Origin of the sequence: Rhizobium changzhiense (assembly GCF_013087625.1) — a bacterium.
In the GTDB taxonomy this organism is placed as follows: Bacteria; Pseudomonadota; Alphaproteobacteria; order Rhizobiales; family Rhizobiaceae; genus Rhizobium; species Rhizobium sophorae.
Map to the genome: position 1 here is coordinate 1854847 of NZ_JABFCQ010000001.1, position 13575 is coordinate 1868421.

Genomic DNA, 13575 nt, shown 5'->3' on the forward strand with positions numbered 1-13575 from the left:
GTCGGATATGAGCAGGCAGACGTCGAAAGCTGCTCCTCAGCCCAGCGGCGAATGCCGGAAGTCCTGGATTCTCGCAGCTTAGCGACGCCCCGGCCGAAGAAGTCTCAACGCTCCAACGACAGGGGCTAGCCGGACGTGGCAAATCGGCCTTAGCCCGAATTGGTATCTATCGGATCCACATTCTTTCCAGCATTCTGTGGTCGTCGTCCAAGTGGCGGCATGGAAAAGCCATGTATCGGCATGCGTTTTTGATACACGGCCTCCATATAGGGCAACTCAACGAAAAGAACACCTGACTACTCCCTATCCTTTTCAGGATTCGGAGCCGGATATGTGCGGCCTTGTACTGAGTACGTACGCTCCCAATACCAACGGTTTGATCAACAAATCGCGAAGAAGCTGCAGATGATCAGTATCGAATACATCTGCCGATGTTAACCGCATCGGAGCGAGCGCGCGTAAAATCCCATTTGAGATGAGAGGGATTTCGAAAAGCTGCTCCGGTTTTTTTCTGGAGAACTTGAATGTCTGACGATATCGAAATCACGAAGGCCGGGGCGCTTGCCGACGGCTTTGCCAACAGCGCTGTCAATTCAACTGAAGTCGACGACGGCTCGACCGGTTATGTCGGCGTCGCCAATGGCGACAATCGCGACAATAAAGACAACAGCGTCGACGTGGACGTCAAGGCCGAGATCGATGTCTCCGCCAACAACGGCGACAACCGAGACAACGAATACGACTGGAGCTACAAGTCGGACGACGATACGAGCACCAAGACTACGACGATCACCGATACCGACACCAAGACCGATTACGACTGGAGCTATGACAGCAAGTCGTACAGCGATAACGACACCGACACCAAGACGATCACGGACACCGACACGAAGACCGTGACCGACACCGATATCAAGACCGTTACGGAGACGGAGACGGATACGAAGACGGTCTCCGACAGCTTCAACACCTCCGACAGCTTCAACAAGACGGACACAGACTTCGCCGTCATCGAGGACGTCAAGGACTCCAACCTCGGCGTTGCCGGACACGACCTCACCTTCAACCTCGGGGACGACTTCTCCTTCACGCTCGACGTCGACAGCATCCTGAACAATTCGCTGACCGGCGGAGGCAATGACAGCGGCTTCAGCGCCGTCCAGGCGAACCATCTGGCTGACCAGGATAGCGCCTGGAACACCAAGATGGACAATGCAGGCGCTCAGAACCACCTGAATGCCAATGGCGGCACCGCCGACAGCGCAGAAGGCATGGAGATGGACGGCAAAGGCTGGGATCTCAAGGCCGGCGACGACGCCGCTGGTTCGAGCGCGGCCGATGCTTCGGCGATCCTTGCCAATTCCGGCTTCCACCTCGAGCTCGTTCAGGGTGCGAACCTGCTCAGCAACACAGTCGACTCCAGCGTCATCGGCGGCAATTCTCATGCCTCCGACGTCGGCGAGGATACCGGCACCTGACACTGACCTCCAGCGACCAAGACGAACTGCACCGGCTCAAGCCGGTGCAGTTTGACTGCTTGAAAACGATTTGACGACCACACCACGGCTCCCGGCGGGTGCCTCCAAGGCCGATCGTCATTTCGAATGGGAGGGCCGAACCATGCATATCGAGAAGATTTCGGAAATCATTGCGCACTTCATCGGTCTCTTCGAGATGACGACCGACGAGATGAGGTTACGCACCAACTATGCCGAAGGCGCAGGACCGGGCGCGGATGGACCGGCTCTGCCGGTTCAGGATGCCTTTACCGCCGCCTTCTCTTCCGATCTCCAGCTCAAGGACTACGATCCGGGCATCATTTACAAAAGCGGCAGCTACGAAATCGAATTTGGCCCGACGCGCCATTTTGGCCGCGTCTTCGAGGAGAGCCTCGAGAAGCTGGCGGCGATTGCCGGAAAGGACATCTCGCTACCGCATTTCGGCGATCCTACGGATATTGTGTTCACGGATGAGCCGGAACTGACAGTCTTTGCCGGGCCTGGTTCGGCGATCAGTCATGTCCTCCAGGTCAACGCCCTCTATGACGACGACTATCTCGATATGACGGACGGCGTCCATGCGCCTCGAGACACGAGTTTCGTCATCGAGCGGCTGGCGGATTTCAGCACCAAGGCCGAGATCTTCACGCCTTTTGCAAGCCTCCACCGCACCGATACGTATGATGGTGCCCTGAAGATCGCCGAGGATCTCAAAAACTATATCCAGAATGCCCAGAATACCGAGGATAGCGGCGCAACCTCGCTCGGCACCGACGCGACGCATGATTTTGTCCGCCTCGACCCCGATGTCAACAACACGGTCTACATCAACGGCAAGGCCGAGACCGATATACCGGTCCTCGACGACTTCCTGCCCGATCGCGGTCTCGCCAAGCTCCCGGAAGAGCCCGACGATACCCAAACATCCGTCGAGCAGAACGACCCCAGCGGCAACAGCCTTGAGGTGACCGCCGGTGCGAACGTCGTCGTCAACGTCACCTCCGTGATCCATACCGGCGTCATGGCGTCGGTCACCGCCGTCATGGGCAACTATCATCAGATCGACGCGGTCTCCCAGGCCTTCGTCTACAGCGACAATGACGAGATCGCCTCGGCGCTGCGCTCATCCGGTCACTCGGCCGAGGAAGCCGGAACGATCGCCAAGAACATCGCCGTTTTCGAACAAAGCACCTTCGAAGCATCGAGCTATGCCGAACCCGATCCTGCCGATCCGACGTTCCCCAACAGCTGGCGCGTCAGCGTCATCGACGGCGACGTCTCCTTCGTCCAGTGGATCGAGCAGTATCACTTCGTCACCGACAACGACACGATGACGGTCACCACCTCGGGATCCGAAGCCACGGTTCTGACGGGCGGCAATACTTCGATCAATTTCTCTTCCTTTTTCCAGATGGGCCTGCAATATGATCTGGTGATCATCGGCGGCAATGTGCTCGATATCAACAGCATCACCCAGGTCTCGCTGCTCTACGACAATGACTGGGTGCGGGCAGAGGGCGACCTCGATCCCGGCGCCGACATACAAACGGGCAACAACCTGATCTGGAATTTCGCCTCGATCCACAATGTCGGGACGGGCGGCCCGTTCGAGACCATGCCCGACTACATGGTCGACACGCAGAAGGCGATCGAAGATCGCGATCCCAATATGCCGGAGGGGCTGTCGTTCGATGCGAATTTCCAAGGATATGCCGGGCTGAACGTGCTCTACATCACCGGCAATCTCTATGACATGACAATCATAAAGCAGGTCAGCATCCTCGGCGATTCCGACGATGTCACCCAGGCGGCATCGACGCTCCTCGACAATAATCCCGATGCAACGGTTACGATCGACACGGGCAGCAATGCGGTCGTCAACATCGCCGAGATCGTCGACTACGACAGTTTCGGCCAGACGACCTATCTGGCAGGCCAGCTCTATTCAGACGCCATCCTCATTCAGGGCGGGCTGGTGGAGCATGACACGACACAGCCGCAGCCGGCCGACGACAGGCTCGCCAACGAGGTCATCGCCTTTCTCGACAACGACGATCCGGCAGGCTGCGATTGTGGTGACGGCGTCATCAATGCCGGGCAGGATTTTTCATGGTCGTCGACGCATCCCGCCGACGTAATGCAAGCCATGGTCGCGTGACCTTGAGTATTGCGAAGGAACCACGATGAACCAGATTTCGAAACAAGTCTTTGCGGCAGGCAGCGCCCTCGATCTGAGGTCGGGCAATATTCCCTCCGCGGCGCCCTCGGAAGCGGAGATGACCGATCTTTGCATCTCTGCGATCGACGAGGCGGTCGAGAACCTTCGCAGGCTGAGCGGTGCGGCTGCTTCGTCTCCCGATGGCGGCAAGGAGACAGCCAAAGCTGCGGCAAACGAGGCTGCCGATATCGGACGCGCAAGCGCAACGCAGGCGCCCCCGCCGGAAAAGACGGCGGTGCCGGAAGCTAAAGTGGAAACGGCACCTCCTGTCGCGGCGGTGCAGGCACCGGCGACAGTAAAACCGGTGGAAGCGCCGGCCCCACCGCAGATCGAAGCGCGGGTGGCCCCCGAACTGCCGAAAGAGAAGACCGAGCTCAAATCGAGCCCGACGATGCCTTTCGGCAAGACCATCGAAGGCGACAGCGGTCCGATCAGAGAGAACGACAGGCGGCTGCGCACCGGCGGCGGCGGAAACGGCAAGGATTCCGATCCCGGGGGCGGCGGGGGCGGGGGCGGAGGAAGTGGCGGCGGTTTTCACAAGCGCAGCGAGCCTGTGAATTTCGCCGCCAGCCTCTCGCGCGGCATGGCGGCGGTACGACGCAACATGGTGGTCGTCATGATGTTTACGGTCGCCATCAACGTCCTTCTGCTGGCGATACCGCTTTATCTCTTCCAGATATCCGACCGGGTGCTGACAAGCCGCTCCATCGACACGCTCGTCATGCTCTCGATTGCCGTGCTCGGCGCCGTGCTGCTGCAGGCCTTCATGGATTCGGTGCGTCGCTTCATCCTAATGCGCACCGCAGTGGAGCTCGAAGTGCAGCTCGGCGCGCCGATCCTCAGCGCTGCGGCGAGGGCATCGCTGCATGGCAGCGGCAAGGATTATCAGACGCTGCAGGACCTGCAGCTGCTGCGCGGCTTCCTGACATCAGGCACGCTGATCGCGTTTCTCGATGCGCCGCTGATGCCGTTTTTCGTGGTCGTCGTCTATTTCGTGCATCCGCATCTCGGCATCATCATCATGGTCTGCTGTGCGGTGCTTTTCGTCATCGCCTATCTGAACCAAAAATTCACCGCCCGCCAATTCGCCGAATCCAACGGCTATCTCAGCCGGGCGAATTTCCATCTCGATTCCATGTCGCGCAATTCGCAGATCATCAACGCGATGGCGATGATCCCCGAGGCCGTGAAGATGTGGGGCCGGGAAACGGCGGGATCGCTGAAATCGCAAGTCGAGGCGCAGGACCGTAACATCATCTTCTCCGGCATATCGAAGGCCTGCCGCATGATCACCCAGGTTGCCCTGCTCGGCTGGGGCGCGCATCTGTCGCTCTCCGGCGAGTTGACGGGCGGCATGGTGATTGCGGCCTCGATTATCTCAGGACGCGCGCTGGCGCCAATCGAAGGCGCCATCGAAGGCTGGAACCAGTTCAACCGGTCGGCAGCCGCCTATAGCAGGATCAAGGGACTACTGTTGAATTCCCCATTGAACTTTCCGCGCCTGCGTCTCCCCAATCCCGAAGGCCGGCTCGATGTCGAACGCATTCTCTTCGTGCCGCCACCGCAAAAGAAGGTCATTCTCAACGGCATCTCCTTCTCGCTCCGGAAGGGGGAATCGCTTGCGATCATCGGTAACTCCGGGTCCGGCAAGACGACGCTCGGCAAGATGCTCGTCGGCTCGATCGTCCCGACATCGGGAAATGTGCGCCTCGACCTGATGGATCTGCGCAACTGGGACCAGCGCCAGTTCGGCGAAAGCATCGGCTATCTGCCGCAGGACGTGCAGCTCTTTCCCGGCACGATCAAGGCCAATATCTGCCGCATGCGCGACGACGTCGACGATCACCAGATCTACGAGGCCGCGGTGCTGGCCGACGTGCACGAACTCATCGCAGGCTTCCCGCAGGGCTACGAAACCATCGTGGCGGCCGACGGCGCCCCGCTTTCGGGCGGCCAGAAGCAGCGCATCGCGCTGGCCCGCGCCTTCTTCGGCAATCCCAAATTCGTCGTCCTCGACGAGCCGAATTCAAACCTCGATACCCAGGGCGAGGCAGCACTTGCCAAGGCGCTGATCCACGCCAAGAAGCAAGGTATCACCACCGTCACCATTACCCAGCGCCCGGCTCTTCTCCAATGCGTCGACAAGATCCTCGTGCTCAAGGAGGGCACTGTCGCCATGTTCGGGGAGAGGATCGAGGTACTGCAGGCGCTTTCCAAGAACAACGGCAATAACGGTCAACAAGCACCGCGCATTGAGGGATGAACGACATGGGACGGAAAAATCGGGAGACAATCGGTCCGGCGCAGCTCGAATGGTATAGCGATGTGCCGCGCTCGATCCGTGTGCACAGCATCGTCGGCCTGACGGTTCTCTTCACGTCGTTCGGCGGCTTCGGCTTCTGGGCGGCGACGGCGCCGCTCGCCTCAGCCGTTATCGCGCAGGGAAGTTTCGTCGCAACCGGCAATAACAAGATCGTCCAGCATCTGGAAGGCGGCATCATCAAGGAGATGCGCGTCAGCGAAGGCGATACGGTCAAGGAAGGCGACATCCTGCTGACCCTCGATCCCACAGCATCCCGCTCGAACGAGAGAATGCTGCAGCTTCGCCGCCTACGCCTGGAAGCCGTCGTCGCCAGGCTCCGTGCCGAAGCGCAGGGCCTGCGCGAATTCCAGCTTCCCGATATCGTGACGAAGGAGGCCAGCGATCCCGACATCAACGCGATCATCCAGAGCCAGAACGTCGTCTTCCACAGCAAGCAGATCAAGCTTGAAGAGCAGCTCAATCTGATCGGGAAGAACATCGCATCGCTCGAATTCCGGTTCGCCGGCTATAGGGGCCAGCGAGAATCCTTCGAAAGGCAGCTGTCGCTGCTGACCGAGGAACGCGACTCCAAGGCTCGGCTGGTTAAGGTCGGTTATATGCGCAAGACGGATCTGCTGGCAATCGAGCGGGCGATCGCCGATGCGATGGGCGACATTGCTCGACTGAATGGCGAGCTCAACGAGAGCGAGGCGGAGATCGCCAAATTCCGCCAGGAAGCGGTCATCGCCGTCAACTCCAACAAGCAGGCGGCACTCGATGCGCTCGAGACCGCCGAAACCGATCTGGACAGTGTGCGCGAACAAATGCGCGAGGCCGCCGGCGTGCTCGAACGCACCACTATCCGTTCGCCGGTGTCAGGCACGGTGGTGCGCTCCTATTTTCACACAGCCGGCGGTGTCATCACGACAGGAAAGCCGATCATGGAGATCCTGCCGGCGCATGTACCGCTGATCCTGGAAGCGCAGGTGCTGCGCACCTCGATCGATCAGTTGCATGAGGGAGAAACGGCCTCGATCCGCCTCACGGCGCTCGACCGGCGCACGACCCCTGTTCTGCAGGGCAAGGTCTTCTACGTCTCAGCCGATTCGATCGAGGAGAATTCGGGAGCTTCGGTCAAGGACGTCTATATCGTCCGCGTCGGAATACCCGATTCCGAGATTGCGCGGGTGCACAATTTCCATCCCGTTCCCGGCATGCCGGCCGAGGTGCTGATTCAGACGTCGGAACGCACCTTCTTCGAATATCTGAGCAAACCGATCACCGACAGCATGTCCCGGGCTTTCAAGGAGCGTTGATCGCTGACGATCCGGCACGGGCGAGCCGGTAAATATGACGGACTTACCCGTTGTTCTGATGTAATGTTCACACGTCATCCCATCGAGGGATGGATCCCCTCCGGGGAGAAAGGGTCAAGCATGGCGGCGATGTCCGATGTCCTGCTGCGGGTCGGCCGCCTCAATTATGTCTGGACGAACACCGAAAGCCTGCTGATCTACATCATCGCCCATCTTCTCCGGGTCGAAAAGGATGCGGCAATCGTCGTGTTCCTGACGCTCAACACCACGCGCGCCCGGATCGATCTCATCGAACGGCTGTCCAAGCTCGCTTCGACCTCCCCTTCCGACCGCAAGGCGATCCTTTCAGCCATGTCGCGGCTGAAGAAGGAGTCCAAGGTCCGCAACAAGTACAATCACTGCATCTATTCCTTCGACGAAAAGGGAGAGATTTCCAGTACGCAGCTGATGCGGCTGGTCGAGGACGACAAGCAGATCCGCTACGGCAAGATCGAACAGATGGACGCCCGCGAGATCGACCTTCTCGAAAAGTCGATCGCCGAGATCGTCGCCATCAGCCGGACGCTCTGGGCCTTCATCCATGCGAGCCCGCAGATCTCCGGCGAACTCTGACCTAATCCTTATGTATGGAGGTTCTTAAAACCGCTGCACACTTTCGGGCGAGGTCCATTGAAACACAGCATCCTTCAGGACCCGTTGTGCTCTATCGCTTTGAATCCGTGCATAATTTTCACCAAAACCGATTGCGATTTTGGGTTATGCGCCGGCTCAGGACTAATCCCATTTAGGCCACTTAAATCATCCGGACGGTTTATTTGAAGATCGGTGTTTCCCATTAGAATGAAGCCTCCCGAGTGACGTATGGGGTATTTGGGGGCGGACATGCGCATAGATATCATCGACACCGTTGCGGGGTTTGAGGCGGTACGCGAGAACTGGGATCAGGTCTTCCTGGAAGATCCCGGCGCGCAACATTTCCTCTCCTGGATCTGGTTGAAGAACTATCTCTCCCGCCGACGCCGCTGGTTCATCCTCGCCCTTCGCGAACGCGATCCCGAAGCACCCTATGTCGCCTTCTTTCCGCTGCGCCTCATCACGCATCTGAACGAGAAGACCGGGCTCTTCTACGACGAGATCATCATGGCCGGGAATTTCGCGGCCGATTATACCGGCTTCATCGCCAGACCGAATTACGAGCATCACGCCATTGCCGGCTTTGCTTCGTTTCTCAAACATCAGAACTGGACGGAACTGAAGCTCGAATATTTCAGCGGTCCTGCCCGCCGGCGCGAGAAGATGATCGAGGCGCTGCAAGGACCGGAGGTGATGTTTCGCGACAGCTCACCCAAGAACAGCGAGAATATCGACAATACGATCTGCCCGATCGTCCCGCTGCCGGCAAGCTTCGACGACTATCTCGAACAGCGCATGAGCAGCCAGACGCGCCAAAAGCTCCGGCGCTTCCTGCGCAAGGTCGAAGGCGATGATATTTACCGGATCACGATGGCAACCGCCGAGACCATCGATCGGGACTTGGACATCCTCTTCAATCTCTGGCGGATCAAGTGGAGTGCCCGCAAAGGCACGGAGCGGACCGAACGGCTGATCATCACCACACGCGAAATGCTGATGGACTGTTTCAACAGCGGCAATCTCGAGGTGCCGGTGTTTTGGCATGGCGACCAGCCGCTCGGCGCGCTGGCCAATATCCTCGACCGGCAGAAGAAGGCGATCCTCTTTTATATCACCGGCCGCGACGAGAACTGGAAGACGCCGTCTCCCGGCCTCATCCTGCATGGCTACTGCATCCGGCGGGCGATCGAGCACGGCTTCAAGACCTATGATTTCCTGCGCGGAAACGAACCCTACAAATATATGTTCGGGGTGGAGGAACGGCGGATCAGCTGCACGCTGTTCCGCACCCGCAACGGCCAGAATCTGCATGGCGTGCTCAATCCGCGCAGCGTTCGTTTCGTCTATGAACAGGCGCTCGACATGTACCGCAACGGCGCCCGCAGCAAGGCGGAGATCGCTTTCAACCAGGTCCTGCAATCTGCTCCCGGCCATACCGGCGCGGAATTCGGGCTCGCCAATCTGCTGTTCGACCGAGGAAAGCTGACGGAGGCACTGGCTGCCTACAAGGCTCTCATCGAGCGAGCGCCCGATCCGACACCGATCCAGATGCGGCTTGGCGACACGCAGCTTGCCCTGCATCAATACGACCAGGCCGCCGAGACTTTCCGCCGGGTCGGCGAGATCGGGCCGCATCTCAGCCAGGCACATTACAAGCGCGGTATCGCCCTGGCGGCCAGCAAACGTCTGGCCGAGGCGGAGGCCATCTTCGCCGCGATCCAGGACGTGCATTCGGACGATCCGACCTCGCTCGATTATGCCGCCAAGGCGGGTGTCGCGCTCGAACGAATCCGCATGAGTGCGGAGCCCGCCCCTCGCAAGACGGATGTCGTGCCGGAGACCATCGCCCGCTGGAGCCGGGGGCGGCAGCTCAGCGAACGACGCCGGCCGCGTCTGCATTGACGCGGTTTTGCCATGGTGCGGAAATGCGGTCCGGCGGTTCCAGGACGCGCAGTCGCCATGGTCTTTGATTTTGAGCTGAGATCGTTGTTAAAACAAGCGCGAGCCTATTTTTGCAACTCCTCAGTGAGAACTCATGCAGACCAATGCAGATGGCGCCGAAAGGGAACGGCTTCTCGCCATTCTCGATTTCTGGCACAAGATCGAGTTCTTCATTCCTTACGATCTCTCCAGCCGTGTTGTCGCAGCTGCAGGCCGAACTGTTTTCTGGCTGCATGCGAGAAGACACTTGAGGATGACGGTGCCGCACTCAGCCGTCCAGCGATCCCCGAGGAGAAGCAGACCACGGGTTTTACCCTGTTCCTCGGCGTTTTCAGCAAATCGGAAATTGCCGACATCCGCAGGCATTTCGACAGCGTTGCGGCCGATATCGCCGAATATGAGGATGCCGAACGCGGCGACCTCGACGGCGATACCTGCCTTTGCCAGCCTGCAGCTCTCCCCCTTGGGACAGCCGATGTTCGAAACGTTTTCCGTTTCGACGCTGCCATGGGCTTTGGGGCGGGTGCGCAAATCCGGCCTCTCCTCGCTCAGCCACGAGGCATTTGCCGACAGCAAGCGGCAGCTGTCGGAACTACTCCAAAACTTTCGGGCGCAGCGGCATCTGAGATCTTCATCTTCCGAGGACACGGACGATCAGCCGATCGACGCCGGCGAGATCCTGACGCTGCATGAATTGCTCTGCGATTGGGCCGGCTTTGCTTCGCGCCAGGAAAAGCCCATCGCCGCCGTCGAAATACGCTATCGAGACAGGGTGGAAAAACCCGAGGTGCTCTCCCTGCCGCCACCGCAGGAAAGCAATGTGCCCGATGCCGACGACGAAGAGGACGAGAGTGCAAACACCGAAGAAGAGATCGGGATCCTGAACAGCTTCTTCATCGAGGACATCGAGCAGGCGATGATGGGATTAAAACACGGCGATATCCCCAAGGCGCTCAGGCAATATCTCACTCCGCTGGCGCAGGAGAAGCGGATCGACCTCTACTCCGAGGATGGGCGCCGGGCGATCGTCCGGGCCTTGCATCCAGGCAATCTCAACCGCGGGCGTTGGCTCAGCGAACCTCACCACGCAATGAGCCTCATGCAGCAGTTCGCGATCAGTTCGGCGATTGGCGACCTTTCGGAAGCAGGACTGTCCTCGGTCAACGGCCCGCCAGGGACGGGAAAGACGACCCTGCTTCGCGACATGTTCGCGGATAATATCGTTCGGCGCGCCCGGGTGCTCTCTTCCTTGAAGACGGCGCGCGATGCCTTTGGCGGTTCGGCGCGCCGCGTCACTTTCGCGGACCGGAGCACGAGCTCGATGTCGGCGCTGATCCCGGCCCTGGCAGGATTCGAAATGGTCGTCGCCTCCTCCAACAACGCCGCCGTGGAGAATATCTCGCGCGACCTTCCGAAGCGGAGCGCGATCGCGGACACGTCTTATTCCAATATCTGCAGACCATCGCACACAAGATCGCTTGCCAGAAGGACAATGGTGCCACCGTCAAGCTCTCCGACGACGACCGCCCATGGGGGCTGATCGCTTGTGCGCTCGGCAACTTCAGGAACCGCCGAGCCTTCAAGGAACGTTTTGCCTTCATGGAGATCGCCGATAGGCCGAAGCCCGGCTGGTCCGGCAGTGACAAGCCACAGACCATTTGGGAATGGCTGAAAAGCTATGAAGGCCCGACCTTTGCCGAAGCGTCGGCGGCTTTTCACGCCGCCGACGGCGCGGTCCGCGACAAGATCGGCCAATGTGCACGCTATGCCGATCTCTATGACGAAATCGCCCTGGTTTCGCAGGATACCTTCTGCCGCGAGGCCCTTGAAGGGGTCAGGGCAGCCGAAAGCGAATTTCGGCAAGCGCAGGCCAGATGCGACATGGTCCAAGCCGAAATACTTCGTATCAGGGAAGGTTTGTCTCATCTGAAGGAGGAGGAACAGTTGCTCGACCGCAGCGCTCCTGCCTGGTGGGAGAGAGTGTTGCCGACCACTCCTGCCCGGCAGCATCGGCAAGATGTCGGCGCCAATGCGCGCGGGCAGCTGGAACTGCGCAAGGCACTGGCGGAATGCGAGCGTCATCTTGCAAAAACTCATGGACCTGCGCTAAAACGGGCGCTGCGCGGACATCAGCGGGCCGAACGGGCGCTCAGATCACAACGGGAAATCTGGTCCCGGAAGAGAGAAGAATTCGGTCGTCTCGGGACGATTCTCGGTCATCCCACCATACCCGCGCGTCTCGCCGATCTCGAAACCGACCGTTTCCAGATTGACGGCCTGTGGCATCAGGACGAGCTGGCGGGTCTGCGTTCGGCATTGCTTCAAGCAGCGTTGACGCTGCAGGAAGCGCGGCTGGCGGATGTTGGCCAGAAGGGCGGAGGTTTGGGCGGAAACATCGTCGCCATCAACAAACTGCTTTCCAACAACGGTCCCGCCGACAGCCAGCAGATTGCGTTGATCTGGCAGAGCCTTTTCATGATCGTTCCGATCGTGTCGACGACGTTTGCCTCCTTTGCCCGGCAGTTCCGCGGTCTCGAAGCCGGGTCGATCGGCTGGGTCTTCATCGATGAAGCCGGTCAGGCGGTGCCGCAAGCGGCCGTCGGGGCCTTGTTGCGGGCGCGCCGCGTCATGGTGATCGGCGATCCCCAGCAGATCGAACCGGTCTTCACGCTTCCCAGCGCGCTGATCACCGCCACCTCGGCGCTCTCGCCTCACACGGCGACTGGACAATATTCGCCGAACAGGGCGTCGGTGCAGATGCTGGCCGATGCGGCCAACCGCTATGGAACGACCATACAGGGCGAGGAAGCGGACGGGCTCTGGATCGGCAGCCCCCTCAGGGTCCATCGTCGCTGCATCGACCCGATGTTCAGTCTTGCCAACCAGATCGCCTATCAGAACAAGATGGTCTTCGGGCTGGAAGAGCGCCGGCCGGCGACGCTCCACCGTTTTATGGCGACAGCGCCTGGATCGACGTCAGGGGAAGGGTGTCCGGCAAACAGGCCGTTCCAGAACAGACGGGTTTCATTGTCGATCTCCTCACTGCCACTTATCGCCGGGACGGCGAATTGCCGGATCTCTATATCATTTCGCCGTTCAAGGAGATCAAGAACAGTCTGAGGCAGGCTCTGGCCCATGCAGCATGGGGTGATTGGAACGGAAACACGCGCTCGTCTCCAGCGAGACTATCGAAATGGTTGCAAGAACGGATCGGCACGGTGCATACCATCCAGGGCAAGGAGGAAGACATCGTTTTCATGGTGCTCGGCGCCGATGCCGACCATCACGGGGCGGCGAGCTGGGCCGCATCGAAGCCAAACCTCTTGAACGTCGCCCTCACCCGCGCCCAGCGGCGATTCTATATCGTCGGCGATCGCAACCTCTGGCAAGGCCTGCCTTACTTCAGAGAGACGGCCGGCGGCGCCTTGGACACAATGCAGGCAGCGGACTTCCTGGCCCGGAACGGATTGGGCTGAGGATCGAATCTGCGCGATGAAGCCTTGGCTTAATTCAAAAAGCGCGCACGAGGCGGGCTTTTTGTGTTTGTGTCTATGGTGGTCTATTTGGAATTTGGTTGCGGGGGCAGGATTTGAACCTGCGGCCTTCAGGTTATGAGCCTGACGAGCTACCGGGCTGCTCCACCCCGCGCCATTTGGCAAATCGTTG

At 59.6% G+C, this 13575-nt stretch carries 6 protein-coding genes, 1 tRNA gene and 1 pseudogene; 7 read left to right on the forward strand and 1 reads right to left on the reverse strand.

The window, feature by feature from the left end:
* Positions 1-524: 524 nt before the first annotated feature.
* From G9X68_RS09310 to G9X68_RS09340, 7 genes and pseudogenes are all read left to right on the forward strand, one after another.
* Positions 525-1478, forward strand: a complete 954-nt coding sequence (locus tag G9X68_RS09310; protein WP_171602112.1) for a fibrinogen-binding protein — start codon at positions 525-527, stop codon at positions 1476-1478.
* 142 nt (positions 1479-1620) lie between these two features.
* A complete protein-coding gene (locus G9X68_RS09315) occupies positions 1621-3657 on the forward strand; it encodes a hypothetical protein (protein ID WP_171602113.1) in 2037 nt (678 codons plus the stop codon).
* Positions 3658-3682: 25 nt separating this feature from the next.
* Positions 3683-5980: a type I secretion system permease/ATPase gene (locus G9X68_RS09320; RefSeq protein ID WP_171602114.1), complete on the forward strand. Its 2298-nt coding sequence runs from the start codon at positions 3683-3685 to the stop codon at positions 5978-5980.
* A 5-nt stretch (positions 5981-5985) separates the two neighbouring features.
* The gene (locus G9X68_RS09325) at positions 5986-7335 is read left to right on the forward strand and encodes an HlyD family type I secretion periplasmic adaptor subunit (protein WP_171602115.1); all 1350 of its coding nucleotides are present in this window, start codon (positions 5986-5988) and stop codon (positions 7333-7335) included.
* Positions 7336-7455: 120 nt separating this feature from the next.
* The gene (locus tag G9X68_RS09330; protein WP_168313615.1) at positions 7456-7947 is read left to right on the forward strand and encodes a hypothetical protein; all 492 of its coding nucleotides are present in this window, start codon (positions 7456-7458) and stop codon (positions 7945-7947) included.
* A 270-nt stretch (positions 7948-8217) separates the two neighbouring features.
* Positions 8218-9870: a GNAT family N-acetyltransferase gene (locus G9X68_RS09335; protein ID WP_171602117.1), complete on the forward strand. Its 1653-nt coding sequence runs from the start codon at positions 8218-8220 to the stop codon at positions 9868-9870.
* Between the two features lie 133 nt (positions 9871-10003).
* Positions 10004-13385: pseudogene (locus tag G9X68_RS09340) on the forward strand (DEAD/DEAH box helicase).
* Positions 13386-13480: 95 nt separating this feature from the next.
* Here G9X68_RS09340 and G9X68_RS09345 read toward each other — a convergent pair.
* Positions 13481-13557 (reverse strand) — tRNA-Met (locus tag G9X68_RS09345).
* Between the last annotated feature and the right edge of the window lie 18 nt (positions 13558-13575).